Annotated in this window: 11 protein-coding genes; 9 read left to right on the top strand and 2 right to left on the bottom strand. The window is 60.7% G+C overall.

All coding sequences use genetic code 11. The annotated features are described in order from the left end of the window. The first annotated feature begins 9 nt into the window (after positions 1-9). From treZ to PSH88_RS15910, 9 genes are all read left to right on the top strand, one after another. A complete protein-coding gene (gene treZ, locus PSH88_RS15870; protein ID WP_305421451.1) occupies positions 10-1,803 on the top strand; it encodes a malto-oligosyltrehalose trehalohydrolase in 1,794 nt (597 codons plus the stop codon). Next, entirely contained in the window at positions 1,800-3,878 is a 2,079-nt protein-coding gene (gene malQ, locus PSH88_RS15875) for a 4-alpha-glucanotransferase (RefSeq protein WP_305421452.1), read from the top strand. Before treZ ends, malQ begins: the two co-directional genes overlap by 4 nt. Further along, a complete protein-coding gene (locus PSH88_RS15880) occupies positions 3,875-6,673 on the top strand; it encodes a malto-oligosyltrehalose synthase (protein ID WP_305421453.1) in 2,799 nt (932 codons plus the stop codon). Before malQ ends, PSH88_RS15880 begins: the two co-directional genes overlap by 4 nt. A gap of 21 nt (positions 6,674-6,694) precedes the next feature. Further along, a complete protein-coding gene (locus tag PSH88_RS15885) occupies positions 6,695-7,042 on the top strand; it encodes a DUF2934 domain-containing protein (RefSeq protein WP_305421454.1) in 348 nt (115 codons plus the stop codon). 128 nt (positions 7,043-7,170) lie between these two features. Beyond that, the gene (glgX, locus tag PSH88_RS15890; RefSeq protein ID WP_305421455.1) at positions 7,171-9,330 is read left to right on the top strand and encodes a glycogen debranching protein GlgX; all 2,160 of its coding nucleotides are present in this window, start codon (positions 7,171-7,173) and stop codon (positions 9,328-9,330) included. Between the two features lie 222 nt (positions 9,331-9,552). Beyond that, complete coding sequence (locus PSH88_RS15895) at positions 9,553-9,717, top strand: hypothetical protein (protein WP_305421456.1); 165 nt, start codon at positions 9,553-9,555, stop codon at positions 9,715-9,717. Beyond that, complete coding sequence (locus tag PSH88_RS15900) at positions 9,695-10,453, top strand: PIG-L deacetylase family protein (RefSeq protein ID WP_305421457.1); 759 nt, start codon at positions 9,695-9,697, stop codon at positions 10,451-10,453. The genes PSH88_RS15895 and PSH88_RS15900 overlap by 23 nt, the downstream gene beginning before the upstream one ends. A gap of 221 nt (positions 10,454-10,674) precedes the next feature. After that, on the top strand, positions 10,675-11,475 hold the full coding sequence (locus PSH88_RS15905; RefSeq protein WP_305421458.1) for an endonuclease/exonuclease/phosphatase family protein: 801 nt from the start codon (positions 10,675-10,677) through the stop codon (positions 11,473-11,475). A 428-nt stretch (positions 11,476-11,903) separates the two neighbouring features. Then, positions 11,904-12,971, top strand: coding sequence for an autotransporter domain-containing protein (locus PSH88_RS15910; protein ID WP_305421459.1), 1,068 nt, complete (start codon positions 11,904-11,906; stop codon positions 12,969-12,971). A 131-nt stretch (positions 12,972-13,102) separates the two neighbouring features. On the opposite strand, the gene glgB is transcribed toward PSH88_RS15910, so the two are convergent. After that, complete coding sequence (gene glgB, locus PSH88_RS15915) at positions 13,103-15,334, bottom strand: 1,4-alpha-glucan branching protein GlgB (RefSeq protein ID WP_305421460.1); 2,232 nt, start codon at positions 15,332-15,334, stop codon at positions 13,103-13,105. A 2-nt stretch (positions 15,335-15,336) separates the two neighbouring features. Next, positions 15,337-18,678, bottom strand: coding sequence for a maltose alpha-D-glucosyltransferase (treS, locus tag PSH88_RS15920; protein WP_305421461.1), 3,342 nt, complete (start codon positions 18,676-18,678; stop codon positions 15,337-15,339). Positions 18,679-18,795: the final 117 nt, after the last annotated feature.

Below are 18,795 nucleotides of genomic sequence, written 5' to 3' on the forward strand. Positions count from 1 at the left end.
CTTTCAACGATGCCGTTACGGACCCTTGAGACCTGGCCCCACGGCGCAATCATGCTGGACGCAGAACACACGCGTTTTGCCTTGTGGGCGCCAGATGCGTTTTTCGTCAGTCTCGAACTGGACGATGGACAATCCCTGCCACTGCTGCCTCAGGCCGATGGCTGGTTTGTGATCAAGACCCGCTGCCCTGCGGGTACCCGCTACCGCTACAACATCGATGGCGAACTGGAGGTGCCGGACCCGGCCTCCCGCGCCCAGGCGGGCGATATCGACAGCCACAGCGTGGTGGTCGATCCCCTCGCCTATCGGTGGCAACACAGCGCCTGGCAGGGGCGGCCATGGAATGAGGCGGTGATCTATGAACTGCACGTCGGTGCACTCGGCGGGTTCAGCCAGGTTGAGCAGCATTTGGAACACCTGGTCGAGCTGGGTATTACCGCCATCGAACTGATGCCGCTGGCGCAGTTTCCCGGTGAGCGCAACTGGGGCTATGACGGGGTTTTGCTTTACGCGCCTCAAGCCTCTTACGGCTCGCCCGAACAACTCAAACACCTGATCGACACGGCCCACGGCCATGGCCTGGCGGTGATTCTCGACGTGGTCTACAACCACTTCGGCCCCGACGGCAATTACCTGCATCGCTACGCCAAAGGCTTTTTCCGCGAAGACAAACACACCCCGTGGGGCGCGGCGATCGACTTCCGGCGGCGCGAGGTGCGCGACTTCTTTATCGACAACGCGCTGATGTGGTTGCTGGAGTACCGCTTCGACGGCCTGCGCCTGGACGCGGTGCACGCCATCGAAGACCCGGACTTCCTTCAAGAGCTGGCGCAACGGGTTCGCCGGCAAACCGATCCGGCACGGCACGTGTGGCTCATGGCGGAAAACGAGCACAACCAGGCCAGCCTGCTGGAGCAAGGTTTCGACGCGCAGTGGAACGACGACGGCCATAACGCCCTGCACGTTCTGCTCACGGGTGAAACCGATGCTTATTACGCCGACTATGCCGAGCAGCCCACCGAACAACTCGCCCGTTGCCTGAGCCAGGGCTTCGTGTTCCAGGGCCATATCACCCGCCACGGTACACCGCGAGGTGAGCCGAGCGGTCACTTGCCACCCACGGCCTTCGTGCTGTTTCTGCAGAACCACGACCAGATTGGCAACCGCGCCTTTGGCGAGCGCCTGCATCAACTGGCCCATCCTGATGCCCTTTACGCCGCCACCGCGCTGCTGCTGTTGTCGCCGATGATCCCACTAATGTTCATGGGCGATGAGTTCGCCGCCGAGCAACCGTTCCTGTTCTTCACCAGCCACCACGGTGAATTGGCGGAACGGGTGCGCGAAGGGCGACGCAATGAGTTCGCGGCCTTCAGTGCCTTTGCCGACCCGCACAAACGTGAGCAGATTCCCGACCCGAACGCGACGCAGACCTTCGAAGCTTCACGGCCGAAGCTGACCACCAGCCACCAATCGCCGATTTATGACCTATATCGCCAACTGCTGCAGATCCGCCACCGACACATCATCCCGCACCTGCCCGGCGCCCAGGCGCTGGGTGCGCAGGTACTGGCCGAGGGCGCGGTGACGGCGCGCTGGCGGCTGGGCGATGGCAGTCAGTTGCGCATTGACCTGAACCTCAGCGATGCGTCCGTGGTCCACACCCCACAGGCCGACGCGACATTGCTGTTCGAACACCCGCCACAATCGGCCGGTCTGAATCAGGGCATGCTTGCCCCGTATTGCGCGCTAGTCAGCCTCACGGCCGCAGCCCCTTTGCTACCCCCGGATGGAGAGCGCCCATGAGCAATACGCAACTGGAAATACTGGCCAGCCGAGCAGGCCTGGCCGTCGACTGGATCGACGCCAATGGCCGTCCACAGAAAGTGACCCCGGCGGTGTTGCGCTCGGTGCTCAGCGGCCTTGGCCATCCCGCCAATACCGCCCAGGAGATCGACGCCAGCCTGCTGCAACTGCAGGAGGTGCAACAAACCCGACACCTGCCACCGCTATTGACCTGCGACGAAGGCGTTGGCCTTGACCTGTCCCACTACTTCGAACCGCAGACTCCGTGTGAAATCCATCTCGAAGACGGCTCACGGATTAACTTGAAGCTCGATGACAACGCTGTGTTGCCCGGCCTGGTGCCGGTGGGTTATCAGCACGTCAGCATCGACGATCAATCCTTCACCCTGGCGGTGGCACCCCAGCGCTGCTACAGCGTCGGGGATGCCGTTGACAGTAAAAACCCGCGTGCCTGGGGCCTCAGCGTGCAGTTGTACTCGCTGCGCCGTCCCGGCGATGGCGGTTTTGGCGATACCCAGGCCCTCGAAGATCTGGCCCGGGTGGCCGGCGAACGGGGCGCCGAGGCGTTGGCGATCAGCCCGCTGCATGCGATGTTCAGCGGCGACACCCAGCGTTACAGCCCCTACTCGCCGTCCAGCCGCTTGTTCCTCAATAGCCTGTACGCGGCGCCCGGAGCGATTCTCGGTGAGCGAGCCCTGCGCACCGCGATCGACGCCACCGGCCTTGCCGCTGAGCTCAAGCACCTGGAAAAACTGCCGCTGATCGACTGGCCCACCGCCGCCGAGGCCAAGCACCGCTTGCTCGAAGCCTTATATGAAGGATTCACCCACGGCGAACACCCCTTGCACCCAGACTTCAGCAGTTTCCGCCATGCCGGTGGCGAAGCGCTGGAAAATCATTGCCGCTTCGAAGCGATTCAGGAAGCCCGGGCGCGGCGCGGTGAAAGCCTCGACTGGCGCGAGTGGCCCGAACAATGGCGTGACCCGCGCAGCACCGCCCTGGCGCATTTTGCCGAAGAAAACTCGACCCGCATCGGCTACTACGCGTTCTGCCAATGGCTGATTGCGCGCAGCCTGGAACGCGCCCAGACCGCCGCCCGCAGCGCTGGCATGGGCATCGGCCTGATCGCCGATCTGGCGGTGGGCGCCGACGGCGGCGGCAGCCAGGCCTGGAGTCGCCAGGACGAATTGCTCGCCTCACTGACCGTGGGTGCGCCACCGGACATTCTCAACCGTTCCGGCCAGGGCTGGGGCATTTCCGCGTTCTCCCCCGAAGGTCTGGTGCGCAACGGCTTTCGCGCGTTCATCGAAATGCTGCGGGCCAACTTCGCCCATGCCGGCGGCCTGCGTATCGATCACGTCATGGGCCTGCAACGACTGTGGGTGATCCCCAACGACGCGCCGCCCAGCGACGGTGCCTACCTCTATTACCCGGTGGATGACCTGCTGCGCTTGCTGACCCTCGAATCCCATCGGCATCAGGCCATCGTCCTCGGCGAAGACCTCGGCACCGTGCCCGAGGGTTTACGAGAGAAACTCATCGCGCGCTCGATCCTCGGTATGCGTGTGCTGCTGTTCGAACAGGACAATACTCACTTCAAGCCGATTCTCGACTGGCCGGACAACGCACTGGCAACCACCAGCACCCATGACCTGCCGACGCTCAATGGCTGGTGGCATGGCCGCGATATCGACTGGAGCGCGCACTTGAATCTGGTCGACGCGCCGGGTGAAATCGAATGGCGCCAGCACCGTGAGCGCGAGCGCGAAGGTTTGCGCCGGGTATTGAGCGAGGACCCGCAAAATTTCCGCGAAGAGTCCCACGAAACCGATCAGGTGCTCGACGCCGCGATCCGCTTCCTTGGCCATACCCGCGCCCCGCTGGTATTGCTGCCCCTGGAAGATGCCTTGGGTATCGAACAGCAGGCCAACCTGCCCGGCACCACCGATACCCATCCCAACTGGTCCCGCAGGCTACCCGGCGACAGCGAAGCCCTGCTCGATGATCCAGACGCCGCCCGGCGCCTGGAACTGCTCGCCTGTGCGCGACTTCAGGCGGCCGAGCGTGACCAATGACTCAACCGTTCATCCAACCGTTGCGGGCGACCCTGCGGCTGCAATTTCATAAAGGTTTCACCCTGGATCAGGCGGTGGCGCTGGTGCCGTATTTCGCCAGCCTGGGCATCAGCCATGTCTATGCCTCGCCGCTGCTCGCCGCCCGCGCGGGGTCCATGCATGGCTACGACGTGGTGGACCCGACCACCGTCAACCCTGAACTGGGCGGCGAAGCGGCATTGCGCCGTTTGGTCGGTACGTTGCGCGAACAGAACATGGGGCTGATCCTGGACATCGTCTCCAACCACATGGCCGTCGGCGGTGGCGATAATCCCTGGTGGCTCGACTTGCTGGAATGGGGGCGACTGAGCCCCTACGGCGAGTTCTTCGACATTCAATGGCATTCGCCCGACCCCTTGATGGAAGGCCAATTGCTGCTGCCTTTTTTGGGCAGCGATTACGGCATCGCCTTGCAGGACGGCACCCTGCCCTTGCGTTTCGATGCCCGGCACGGCGTCTTTTATGTCGAGCACTACGAGCATCACTTCCCGATTTGCCCGACGAACTACGGCGAACTGCTCAAGGCCGATGATCAATTGAATGCCGAGCAGGCCGACCGGCTCAAATCCCTGGCAGACCGCTTCAGTACCTTGAGTTACCAGACTGACGCGCACAGCCTGGCGATTCCGTTGAAAGCCGAGCTGCGGGAACTCTCCAGCGATCCGGCCATTCTTCACGCGATCCAGCATACGCTAGGCACCTACGACTCACTCACCCCCGAGGGTTTCCAGCGCCTGCATAACCTGCTGGAGCGCCAGAGTTATCGCCTGGCCAGCTGGCGCACCGCGGCGGACGATATCAACTGGAGGCGCTTTTTCGATATCAATGAACTGGGTGGCCTACGGGTCGAACACCCGGCGGTATTTGAGGCGACCCACGCAAAAATCTTCGAGCTGGTGGCCGAAGGTCTGATCGACGGGCTGCGCATCGATCATATCGACGGCCTCGCCGATCCGCGTGGCTACTGCCGCAAATTGCGCCGCCGAGTCGATAGCCTGGCACCGGAGCGGCACCTGCCGATCTACGTCGAAAAGATCCTCGGCGAAGGCGAAACCCTGCACCGCGACTGGTCCGTCGATGGCAGCACCGGTTACGAATTCATGAACCAGTTGTCGTTGCTGCAACACGACCCCGAAGGCGCCCAGACCTTGGGTGAGCTCTGGAGCCGACACAGCGAACGCCCCGCCGATTTCCGTCAGGAAGCGCAACTGGCGCGCCAGCAGATTCTCAACGGCTCCCTCGCCGGGGATTTCGAAAGCGTCGCCCACGCCTTGTTGCAAGTGGCCCGGGACGACCTGATGACCCGGGACCTGACGCTCGGCGCGATCCGTCGGGCCTTGCAGGAACTGATCGTGCACTTCCCGGTGTATCGCACTTACATCAGCCCGCTGGGCCGACACTGCGCTCAGGACGAGGAGTTTTTCCAGCAGGCCATGGACGGTGCAAGGCAAACCCTCGGCGAGGCCGACTGGCCGGTACTCGATTGCCTGGCCGGCTGGCTCGGTGGCCAACCCTGGCGCAAGTACCCGGTGGGTCGCCCACGCAAACTGCTCAAGCATGCGTGCGTGCGCTTCCAGCAACTGACCTCACCGACGGCGGCCAAAGCGGTGGAAGACACCGCGCTTTATCGCTCGGCGGTGCTGCTGTCGCGCAACGATGTCGGCTACAACACCGAGCAGTTCAGTGCCCCGGTGGCTGACTTCCATGCTGCTTGCGCCAATCGCCTCGCCGAATTCCCCGACAACCTGCTGGCCACCGCGACCCACGACCACAAACGCGGCGAAGACACCCGCGCGCGGCTGGCGGTGTTGAGCGAGCGCAGCGCCTGGTATGCCGAGCAGGTCGAACATTGGCGAACATTGGCCAACGAATTGCGCATTGAACCCGGCGCGCCCTCGGCGGGCGACGAGCTGATTCTCTATCAAGCGATCCTCGGCAGTTGGCCGCTGGAGTTGCGCAGCGATGATCGGGTGGCGCTCGAGGACTACGCCAAACGCCTCTGGCAGTGGCAACAGAAAGCCCTGCGCGAAGCCAAGTTGCAAAGCAGTTGGAGCGCACCGAACGAGGGGTATGAGCAGGCGACCCATGGGTTTCTCGAACGCCTGCTGCTCAGCCCCGAAGGCCAGCCACTACGCGCGGCCCTCGGTGCGGCGGCGCAGAGTATCGCCGCTGCGGGTGCGTTGAATGGCTTGGCGCAAACCTTGCTGCGAATGACCGTGCCGGGGGTACCGGACCTCTATCAGGGCAACGAGTTCTGGGACTTCACGCTGGTCGATCCGGACAACCGCCGGCCGGTGGATTACATCAGCCGTCAGCAGGCCATGCACGTGCGATTGGACCTGCCCGATCTATTGGTGAACTGGCGTGACGGGCGCATCAAGCAAGCCCTGATCGCCCAAGCGTTAAACCGGCGTGCCGAGCATGCCGAGCTGTTTCAAAAAGGGACGTATCAAGCCCTTGAAGTCGTCGGCAGCCAGGCTCACCGGGTACTGGCGTTTGCCCGTGAATGGCAGGGAAAACGGGCTATCGTGATTGTACCGATACGTTGTGCCGAACTGCTGGAAGACAGTGCCGAACCACAGGTTGAAGCGCCGCTTTGGGGCGATACACGAGTCAAATTGCCGTTTGCCGCCGCTGAAGAAAATCTGAAGGGACTTTTTGCGAGCGTCGCAGTCACAAAACACAGGGAGCTGATGGTCAGCGCCGCGCTGGGGGATTTCCCGGTCAATCTCTTTATCCAAACTACCCAAGCTTGAGTTCAGTTCAGGAGCATTGCGATGAGTACCGACGATAAACGCATCCGCGAATTTGCCTATCAAATCTGGGAATCCGAAGGAAAACCCGCAGGCCAGGAAAAACGCCATTGGGAGATGGCCTGCAAACTGGCCGACGCTGAAACCCAAGCCAAAGCGCTGGCACCTGGCAAGTCATCGAAAGCTGGCAGCAAAAGCCTCGGTGCCAAGTCCGCGGTCGGCAAGCCCGACGGCAAGCTCAATTCCAAAGGCGTCGAACCCAAAACCAAGGCCAAAGCCAAACCCAAACCCTCTGCTTCGACAGTGACCCCGCCTGGCGAAAAAAACGTCGAGAAAAAGCCTCGCGCTGCGCGCAAACCGCCAACGACCTGACGCGTTTATCGCCTTGCCTCGCTTGATTTGTGGCGTGTTTCTCGCCACCGAGGGCGCGCTCGCCCTCGAAAAAAACCAGAGCCACGGTTCATCGCAGTCGAGTACCGTCACCCCATGCAGGAGCAACTATGAGCAGTCCAAAGAAAACCGCGCCCGAACCTCGTACCGAGGCCTCGCGAATCCGTGAAGGCTTGCCCTTCCCGCTAGGCGCGACCTGGGATGGCCTGGGGGTTAATTTCGCGCTGTTTTCGGCTAACGCGACCAAGGTCGAACTGTGCATCTTCGACGATTCCGGCGAGTTGGAACTCGAGCGTATCGAGTTACCGGAATACACCGACGAGATCTACCACGGCTACTTGCCCGACGCCCACCCTGGATTGATCTACGGCTATCGCGTGTACGGTCCTTACGACCCGGCCAACGGTCATCGTTTCAACCCCAACAAGCTGCTGATCGATCCTTACGCCAAGCAATTGGTCGGCCGATTGAAATGGTCCGAAGCGTTGTTCGGCTACACCATTGGCCACCCTGACGCCGACCTCAGTTTCGATGAACGGGACAGCGCGCCCTTTGTGCCCAAATGCAAAGTGATCGACCCCGCTCACACCTGGGGTCATGACCATCGGGTCAGCGTGCCGTGGGACAAGACGATCATTTATGAAACACACGTACGCGGCTTCAGCATGCGTCACCCCTCCGTCCCCGAGAACTTGCGCGGCACCTTCGCCGGGTTGATGGTCGATGACGTGCTCGAGCACATCCGCAAGCTCGGCGTGTCGACCGTGGAATTGCTGCCTATTCATGCCTTCGTCAATGACCAGCATCTGCTGCACAAAGGCATGACCAATTACTGGGGTTACAACAGCATCGCGTTCTTTGCCCCGGACCCGCGCTACCTGGCCAGCGGCAAGATCGCCGAGTTCAAGGAGATGGTCGCGCACCTGCACGAGGCCAATCTGGAAGTGATCCTCGACGTGGTCTACAACCACACCGCCGAGGGCAACGAACAAGGCCCTACCCTGTCGATGCGCGGCATCGACAACGCCTCTTACTACCGCTTGATGCCCGACGACAAGCGTTACTACATCAACGATTCCGGGACCGGCAACACCCTGGACCTGAGTCACCCGTGCGTACTGCAAATGGTCACCGACTCCCTGCGTTACTGGGCCACGGAAATGCACGTGGACGGTTTCCGTTTTGACCTGGCGACCATTCTCGGGCGCTACCACGATGGCTTCGACGAACGTCATAGCTTTCTCGTCGCTTGCCGTCAGGACCCGGTGCTGCGCCAGGTGAAGATGATTGCAGAAGCCTGGGATTGCGGCCCCGGTGGTTATCAGGTCGGTAACTTTCCGCCGGGCTGGGTCGAGTGGAATGACAAATTTCGCGACACCGTACGCGCATTCTGGAAAGGCGACGACGGCCAACTCGCCGACTTCGCCAGTCGCATGACCGCCTCCGGCGAGATGTTCAATCAGCGTGGCCGGCGACCGTACGCCTCGGTAAACTTCATCACCGCCCATGACGGTTTCACCCTTAACGATCTAGTGTCGTACAACGACAAACACAACGAAGCCAACGACGAGAACAATCAGGACGGCAGCAACAACAACCTGTCCTGGAACCACGGTGTCGAAGGCCCCACCGACGATCCCGAGATCAATGAGCTGCGCCAGCGGCAGATGCGCAACTTCTTCGCCACCTTACTGCTGTCCCAAGGCACGCCGATGCTGGTGGCCGGCGATGAGTTCGCCCGTACCCAGGAAGGCAATAACAACGCCTATTGCCAGGACAGCGAGATCGGCTGGGTCAACTGGGACCTGAGCGAAGACGGCAAGGCCCTGCTCAAGTTCGTCAAACGCCTGATCAAATTGCGCCTGGCCTATCCGATTCTGCGTCGCGGGCGCTTCCTGGTGGGCAATTACAACGAAGACATCGGCGTCAAGGACGTGACCTGGCTGGCCCCGGACGGCAGCGAAATGTCCACCGAACAATGGGAGGAAGGCCACGGTCGTTGCCTGGGCATGCTGCTCGATGGCCGCGCCCAGGAAACCGGCATTCGCCGCAAAGGCGCCGACGCGACCCTGCTGCTGGTGGTCAACGCCCACCATGACATCGTCAACTTCCTGCTGCCGGAAGTGCCTGACGGCGGTTTCTGGACCTGCATGATCGACACCAATCAACCGTCGATTCGTGGTCAGGAACGCTTCGAGTTCGGTCACGAATATTCGGTCACCGGCCGCTCGCTACTGCTGTTCGAATTGCAGCGCGAGGAAGACGAGTAAAGCGCATCCTGTAGGAGCGAGGCTTGCCCGCGAAAGCGGTGTACCAAGCACCAATGATGTCGACTGACACACCGCTTTCGCGAGCAAGCTTCGCTCCTTGTATGTTGGCCGAACACCCGGCTGGATAGCCGGTACAGTTTTGCTGACTATTTGCGACACCTGACACAGCCCGGATTAAAAAAACCGCATCAGACCAAAGACTGAGGCGACGAATAGCGTTCCATGAGCAATACTCTGCTCGCGGCAATCCAGGGTTCGGAGCGCTGCAATTTGCTATTTACCCCGCCTTCACGGGTCTGCCAGCTTGCTTCCCTGCAAGTCATGCGCATGGCTGAGGGCAAGACAGAACAAGGAAGTAGCGCCTATGAAATCCGTTTCCATCAGTGAAAACAGTTTGCCCGCGCAGATCTGGAACAGCGCCCCGCAACTGGACAACATCCCTGTCATCAACACCGAAACGCTGGTCCCGACCGGCGCTCGCGCGGTAGTCATCGCACCGCATCCCGGTGATGAAGTGGTGACCTGCGGTGGCCTGCTGCAGTTACTGTGCTCCCTCGGTCATCCTCTGCAATTGATCTCGATCACCGACGGCAGCGCCAGTCATCCGGGGTCGCGACAATGGTCGGAAAAACGCCTGAGCGTAATCCGCCCCCAGGAAAGCGTCGAAGCGTTGCGCCGGCTCGGGCTGCCGATGCACAGCCTGAAGTGGATTCGCGGCGGCTTCACCGACAGCGGACTGGGCGAGCGGGAGTCTGAGTTGACCCAGTTCATCGTCCGCTACCTGCGCCCTGGCGATGTGGTGTTCAGCACCTGGCGCGAAGACGGTAACGTCGATCACGACGCCGTCGGCCGGGCCTGCGCCAGAGCAGTGGCTTTGGTTGGCGCGACGTTCAACGAAATACCGATCCAGGCCTGGCATTGGCCGACACGCGATCAAGGGCTGATCCCCTGGCATCGCGCACGCAAGGTACGTCTCGACACCTGGACCGTCGCGCGCAAAAGCCACGCCACCTACGCCTACGCCAGCCAACTCGACGGCGAGCCGGCGATCGGCATCGCCCCAATGCTGCCCCCGATGATTCTGGAGCGCATGCGATTGCCGTATGAAATTGTGTTTGTCTGAGTCATTCGAGGAATGTCTTTTGTGGCTGGGGGGGCTTGCCTGTGGCGAGGGAGCTTGCTCCCGCTGGGGCGCGAAGCGGCCCCAAAAGCTTTGCGACTGCTTCGCAGCCGAACGGGAGCAAGCTCCCTCGCCACAAAAGCTCCTTTGCTATAAATCACGCTGAACTGCTCGCCCATGCATCAGTCGCATGCATACATCAGCCCTGATTCAGAGGAGTGAACGTGACCAGCGATGCCGAACGACAGGCCGTCGAATCAATGCCATCGAACGCGCCTCCGGCGATTCATCGTCTGAGAGTGCTGACAGTCAACACCCACAAAGGCTTCACCGCCCTCAACCGGCGTTTCATCCTCCCGGAACTGCGTGAGGCGGTACGCAGCACGTCGGCAGACCTGGTGTTTCTGCAGGAAGTGGTCGGTGAACACGACCGGCATTCTTCCCGTTACAACGATTGGCCACAGACCTCGCAATACGAGTTCCTGGCCGACAGCATGTGGAGCGATTTCGCTTACGGTCGCAACGCGGTCTACCCCGACGGCCACCACGGCAATGCCTTGCTGTCGAAATACCCGATCCGCGAATTTCGCAACCTCGATGTCTCGATCACTGGCCCCGAGCGGCGCGGGTTGTTGCACTGTGTGCTGGATGTGCCGGGCCATGCCGAAGTGCATGCCATTTGCGTACACCTGAGCCTGTTGGAAAGCCATCGACAACTCCAGTTGCAATTGCTCTGCCTGTTGCTCGAGTCGCTGCCCGATGACGCCCCGGTGATCATTGCTGGCGACTTCAACGACTGGCAGTTGCAAGGCAATGCCGCCCTCGCCCGGCGCGACTACCTGCATGAAGCCTTCGAACGCCATCATGGCCGACCGGCGAAAACTTACCCGGCGCGTTTCCCCCTGCTGCGCCTGGACCGGATCTACCTGCGTAATGCCAGCAGTCATGAACCGCAAATCCTCGGCCATAAACCCTGGACGCATCTGTCGGACCATTTACCGCTGGCGGTGGAAGTGCGCCTGTAACACCGTCAAATGACAGTCGCCAAAGACTGCCAGCGCTGACAGAAAAAATGACAGCAATGGCGCGCCGACGCCGTTTGTTTATCCTGCACTGGATCATCCGTCACGCAACCGATAGTCCCCTATCCAACACGTCTGGCGTGCGCCTTTCGGGATGATTTTTTGCACAAACAACAACTTATATACGCGCCAAATATCAGTCACTTACAACGCCTAAAATAGCTATACCGCTTATCGGCCACTTTCTTGACGCAACGCCAGCCGTCTTCTTAGCTAGTGCTTACTACCCCCGGAAATCCATCAGGGGCAAGCCTCCAGACTCCTGTAAAAACGGGCGGGTCTGACCTTGCCTCAATCCATTCGGTCGCCCCTCATTCGGGGTAGGAGAGACGCCAAAGCGAGATACGCATGCGATTGCAAGGTAGACCCCCATGAGAACTTCATTCACCTCACAAGAGATCAAAATCACGTTTTGCACGGTTACGGGTTCATTCCTGCTGTGCTCATCCATGGAGGTGCAGGCCTCGCCTGCCGAGGACGAAACAACCCTCTGGTACAACCAGGAACTGCCGACCCTCACCTTGCCAACCGACTCCGCCACGTATCCCGGCCGCTTACGCTTCAATCCAGACTTACAAAGCTCACGCCTGACGGTTGAAGACGCCGCGCCTTCGGCCTGGGACCACGTCTATGGCAAGACGTCACGACAGGCCCAAACCGATTATCTTGCCCTGGGTTCTTCTATCCCCGGCGCCAGTGAATTCAAAGGCCCGGCGCTGCTGACCGTACAAAGCAACAGCGGCCATACCCAACGGGTTGGACTGATCGGCGGCACCACCCATTTCCAGGGCAATGACAACGGTCTGCTGACCAGTCGCGCCCTTGCCGACCCCGGCCATGACACGCTCAACCTTCAAGGCCAAAGTCTCGGCGCCTACTGGAGCCTGACCGGCCCGCAAGGCTGGCACGTAGACTTGTCGGCCAGCGGTGGCCGGGTCAACGGTTACAGCCGTAACGATCAAGGCGCGCGACAAGCCACCGAAGGCAGCGCGGTGACGTTGTCGGTGGAAGGTGGTTTCCCGATTGGTCTGGGTAATAACTGGGTGATCGAACCCCAGGCACAGTTGATCAATCAACGCATCACGCTGGATACGCCGTATGCCGGCTCCGGGAATTCCTCATCCAGCGACATGACGTCCTGGAGCGGTCGGGTCGGTGCACGCTTGAAAGGCAGTTACGATATCAACGGCCTGCCAGTCGAACCGTATGTGCGCACCAACGTGTGGCACACGGTGTACACCGGCAATACCGTGAGCCTGGATCAGGTCGACAAAATCAGCAGCAGCCGCAATTCATCGACGGTGGACGTGGGTCTGGGTTTGGTGGCTAGAGTGACGCCCTTGGTCAGCTTTTATGTCAGCGCCGATTACAGCAGTGATGTGGATGACAATGATTTGAACGGGTTGATTGGCAGCCTTGGGGTGCGGATGCGGTGGTAACGAGGACTCAAGGGATGTGTTGTGAATTCTGACGCCATCGCGAGCAGGCTCGCTCCCACATTGGTTTTGTATATGACGACAATCCAATGTGGGAGCGAGCCTGCTCGCGATAGGAGCGACGCGGTTCTAGATCAACCCTCAGGACGCAAAATCAACACCGCCAACGGCGGCAGGTTCAACTCCACAGAGAGGGCCTGGCCATGGCTCGGCTCTTCGTCGGTGAACACGCCGCCGCCGTTTCCATAATTGGACCCGGCATAGGTGTCGGCATCGCTGTTGATCAACTCGACCCAGCGCCCGGCAAACGGTACACCGACACGGTAAGACTGACGCGGCACTGGGGTGAAGTTGGCCACCACCAACACCGGCCGCCCGTCCTTGCTCCAGCGCAGCCAGGCGTAGACACTATTGACCGCATCGTCGCCAATCAACCACTGGAAGCCTTGCGGGGCATCGTCCTGATCGTGCAACGCCGGTTCTTCGCGATACAACCGGTTCAGGTCACCGACCAGTTTGCGCACCCCTTGGTGTTCCGGGTATTGCAGCAAATACCAGTCCAGTTGCTGATCGTGATTCCACTCGCGCCATTGGCCGAATTCGCAGCCCATGAACAGCAGTTTCTTGCCGGGATGCGTCCACATGAAACTCAGATACGCCCGCAGGTTGGCAAACTTCTGCCAGCGATCCCCCGGCATCTTGTCGATCAGCGAATGCTTGCCATGCACCACTTCATCGTGAGAAATCGGCAGGATGAAGCGCTCGGACCAGGCATACACCAGGCCGAAACTCAGCTCGTTGTGATGATGGGCGCGGTATACCGGATCCTGCTGAATGTAATGCAGTGAATCGTGCATCCAGCCCATGTTCCACTTATAGGCAAAACCCAGCCCACCCTGTTGCGTGCTCTGGCTGACACCCGGCCACGCTGTGGATTCTTCGGCAATCACCAGCGCGCCCGGCGCTTCCAGGGCCACCACATCGTTGAGATGGCGGACGAAATCAATGGCCTCCAGATTCTCCCGACCGCCATGACGGTTGGGCACCCACTCGCCGGCCTTGCGCGAGTAATCGCGGTACAGCATCGACGCCACTGCGTCCACGCGCAGGCCATCGACGTGGAAATGCTTGAGCCAGTGCAACGCCGACGCCAGCATGTAGCCGTGCACCTCGGTGCGGCCCAGGTTGTAGATCAGTGTGTCCCAGTCCTGGTGAAAACCTTCCTGCGGGTTGCCGTACTCATACAACGCGGTGCCGTCGAACTGCGCCAGGCCGTGGGTATCGGTGGGGAAATGCGCCGGCACCCAATCGAGGATCACGCCGATCTCGGCCTGGTGACAGGCATTGACGAACGCGGCGAAGTCATCCGGCGTGCCGTAACGGGCACTCGGGGCGAATTGCGACAGCAGTTGATAACCCCAGGACCCACCGAACGGATGCTCCATGATCGGCATCAGTTCGATGTGGGTAAAACCCAGCTCCTTCACATAAGGAATCAGCCGCTCGGCCAACTCGGGCCAGGTGTACTGACGGGCGACCTCGCCCAGGTCATCCAGCTCGCATTGCCAGGAACCGGCATGCAATTCGTAAATCGACAGCGGAGCGCTGGTTCGCTGACGTTCACCCCGCGACTGCATCCAGGCGTGGTCCTGCCAGTCGATTTTCAGCGGTGAGGCGACTTTCGACGCAGTGTCCGGGGGCAAAGCGGTGGCAAGGGCCATCGGGTCGGCCTTGAGCGGCAGAATGCCGTGGGCGCCAAGTATTTCGTATTTGTAGAGCTCCCCCGCTTGCAGGCGCGGAATGAACAACTCCCACACACCGCTAGGATGACGCAGGCGCATCGGATGCCGACGGCCGTCCCAGACGTTGAAATCGCCGACCACCGAAACCCTTCTGGCATTCGGCGCCCACACGGCGAAGCGCACGCCGTCGACGCCATCAATCGTCTTCAGTTGCGCGCCGAGGCAACTGCTCAAATCACGGTGGTTGCCTTCGGCAAACAGGTACAAGTCCATCTCGCCGAGTAACGGGCCAAAACTGTAAGGGTCCTCGGCGAGTTGCTCGCCACCGGCCCAACGGGTTCGCAACAGATAGGGCCGGGCCCGCTCGAAGTGCCCGACGAACAGCCCCGGGGTTTGGGTGGTCTCAAGGCTGCCGAGCTCTTCCCCGGATTCCTTGTCCACCACCTGGACGCTTAAGGCGTCCGGTAGATAGGCTCGAATGAATTGCCCGCCAGCGCCATCGCCGTGCGGGCCGAGAATGGCAAAGGGATCCCGATGCTCGGCGCGTACCAACGCATCGATATCCCGCGCCCCGGGTAGCAGCGCCTCTTTAACGTGCCCCTGTTCCTTGTTCGAGAAACTCATGACTACTCTCCACCAAGATCGGAAAAGGGTTTAAGCCCGCTCAATAATCCATACAAACCGTGCAACGGCACGGGCAGCCAGGTGGGGCGATTTTCAGCCTCATAGGCCACTTCATACGCCGCCTTCTCCAGACCGAACAACGCCAGCGCGGCGTCCTCGCCTTCAGGATCTTGCCATGCATGAGCAAGACTAGCTGCCGCCAGCCGATAAGCGTCGACAAATGCTTGCCGCGCTTCCCTCAGATAACGATCGGCGACCCGTTGACGCGCCGCCTGAGCGTCGGCGGTGTTATCGACGTTATGCACGTTGATCGTCATCGCCGCGGCGTAATCGAAGGAGCGCAACACGCCGCTGACATCTTTATAAGGGCTGTGTTTGCCTCGGCGCTCATGCAGCGGCCGCGCCGGTTCGCCCTCGAAATCGATCAGGTAGGCATCGCCCTTGATCACCAGCACCTGCCCCAGGTGCAAGTCACCATGGACGCGAATACGCAGGCCACCAGCCGCTTTCTTACCCAACTCCTGAACATGGCTGAGGATGGTTTTTTTGTTGTCCAGCAATCGACTGACCAATGCCTGATCCGCGGCGTTCAGTTCAGTTTGATGCTGCTTGAGTAACTTCAGGGCATGTTCCAGTTGCGCCGCCACGTCCTTGGCCGAGGCCAGGGCATCTTTCTGGGTGGTGATCTGTGGAGCGAAGTCCGGGTTGGCGCTCGGGGCCGCCAACACCTGGTGCATTTCCCCCAGACGCTGGCCGAGCATGCCGGCAAAATCCTTCAGCTCGCCAAGGGCGTTGTAGTGCTGCTCCTGTTCCGACACGGCATCAGCGAGTTCGTCGCGAAGCGCCCGCTCGAGGTTGTTCTGGGTCCACTCCCACGCGTCGCCCTGATTGCTCAAGTAGCCTTGGGCGATCATCAACAGCGTGTCCTCGCCCGCCGCATCGCGACGAATCACGGCCCCCAGCAGCGGCGAAATATTTTTGAAACCAGCGTGGGTCAGGTACGCACTCATTTCCAGTTCCGGGTGCATGCCTGACGCGACCTTGCGGATCAGTTTCAGCACCAGACTGCTGCCGATCACCACCGAACTGTTGGATTGCTCGGCCGACAGGTAACGCACCTCCGACTCGGCGCTCAGCCCCAGTTTTGCCAATTCGTCGGTTGGCTCGAAACGGATCTCGCCACCGCCCGATGGCAACACGGTGCTGGCCTGCAGCCCCTGCAACACCGCATGAACAAAGCTGTCGAGGCTGAAGGCGTCGGTGATCAAACCGACCTGCCGACCGCGCCGAACCCTGGCCAGCGCCAATTGCTGGGGTAAGGCCGCGCCGACGTGCTCTTCGGAAATAAAGCCGAACGGCAACTGATAGCGGCTGGTCTGGCCAGCGCTGGTGACGTCGATTTCACTCAGCAGCACCGGATGCTGCGGGTCGCCGAAGCGCACGCCGTAAGCGAGGTTGACGCTGTCGATGGTGCCATCCTTGCCGGCATACCAGCGACGATTCTGCAACCAGCTCGGCAGGATGCCCTGTTCCAGGGTGTGGCGGGACGGCGCTTCGAGCAGCTCTTCCATGCGTTTTTTCAGCACCAGAGTAGTGAAGTCCGGCAGGCTTTGCGCCGGCTCCACGTGCCAGCTCGGCATCTGGTTTTCCGCCGCCAGCCCGAACCAATAGAAACCGTAAGGCGCCAGCGTCAGCAGGAAATTCAACTGGCCGATGGGCGGGAACGCGTTGCCGCCGAGCATCTCAACCGGGACCATGCCGACATACGCCGACAAGTCCAGCTCCGCCGCTTGCGCACTGCGGGACACGTTGGCCACGCACAAAATCACCTCGTGTTTGCCGTCCGGCCCGGTGAATTCGCGGGTATACGCCAGAATCCGTCGATTGCTCGGCGAGAGCATCTTCAGCGTTCCACGACCAAAGGCCTTGGACTGCTTGCGCACCGCGAGCAAGCGCCGGTTCCAGTTCAACAATGAATGAGGGTCACCGGCCTGGGTTTCGACGTTGACCGAAAGATAGCCGTAGAGCGGGTCCATGATCGGCGGCAACACTAGGCTGGCCGGGTCGGCGCGGGAGAACCCGCCATTACGGTCGATCGACCACTGCATCGGCGTGCGCACACCGTCGCGGTCGCCGAGGTAGATGTTGTCGCCCATGCCGATTTCATCGCCGTAATACAGGGTCGGTGTGCCGGGCATCGACAGCAGCAGACTGTTAAGCAGTTCCACGCGACGACGATCACGTTCCATCAATGGCGCCAGGCGTCGACGAATCCCCAGGTTGATCCGCGCCCGACGATCGGCCGCGTAGTAATTCCACAGGTAATCACGCTCCCGGTCGGTGACCATTTCCAGGGTCAGCTCATCGTGGTTGCGCAGGAAAATGGCCCATTGGCAATTGGCGGGAATTTCCGGGGTCTGCCGCAGAATATCGGTGATCGGGAAGCGATCCTCTTGGGCCAGCGCCATGTACATGCGTGGCATCAACGGAAAGTGAAAGGCCATGTGGCATTCGTCGCCGTTCTGGCCGCTGGCGTCGGTGTTGCCAAAGTACAGCTGAGTGTCTTCCGGCCACTGATTGGCCTCGGCCAGCAACATGCGGTCGGGATAGTTTGCGTCGATCTCGGCACGGATCTGCTTGAGGACATCGTGGGTCTCGGGCAGGTTTTCGTTGTTGGTACCATCGCGCTCGATCAGGTACGGGATCGCGTCCAGCCGCAGACCGTCGATGCCCATGTCGAGCCAGTAACGCATCACCGACAGCACAGCTTTCATCACTTGCGGGTTGTCGAAGTTCAGGTCTGGCTGGTGAGAATAGAAACGGTGCCAGAAGTACTGACCGGCCACCGGATCCCAGGTCCAGTTGGACTTTTCGGTGTCGAGAAAAATGATGCGGGTGCCGTCGTATTTCTGATCGTTATCGGACCAGACATAGAAGTCGCGGGCCGCCGAACCGGGCTTGGCCTTGCGCGCACGCTGGAACCACGCGTGCTGGTCCGAGGTGTGGTTGATGACCAGTTCGGTAATCACCCGCAGACCGCGTTCATGGGCCTCAGCAATGAAGCGCTTGGCATCGGCCATGGTGCCGTAGTCAGGATGCACACCACGGTATTCGGCGATGTCGTAACCGTCGTCGCGTCGTGGCGAGGGGTAGAACGGCAACAGCCAGATGGTGTTGACGCCCAGATCGGCAATGTAATCGAGTTTGGCGATGAGGCCGGGAAAGTCGCCGATCCCGTCGTTGTTGGAGTCGAAAAAAGACTTAACGTGAACCTGGTAGATCACCGCATCCTTGTACCAGAGCGGGTCCTTGATAAAGGTGGCTGACCTGGGTTTCTTCGCCATTTGTAACTCCTGAAAAATTCTGGGAAAACATCAACTGCTTGAAGAAATGCGGTCAGTGTGGGAGCTGGCTTGCCTGCGATAGCAATCTGTCAGTGAGCATGTTCGGCGCTGGCCCAC

Source organism: Pseudomonas wuhanensis, assembly GCF_030687395.1.
In the GTDB taxonomy this organism is placed as follows: Bacteria; Pseudomonadota; Gammaproteobacteria; order Pseudomonadales; family Pseudomonadaceae; genus Aquipseudomonas; species Aquipseudomonas wuhanensis.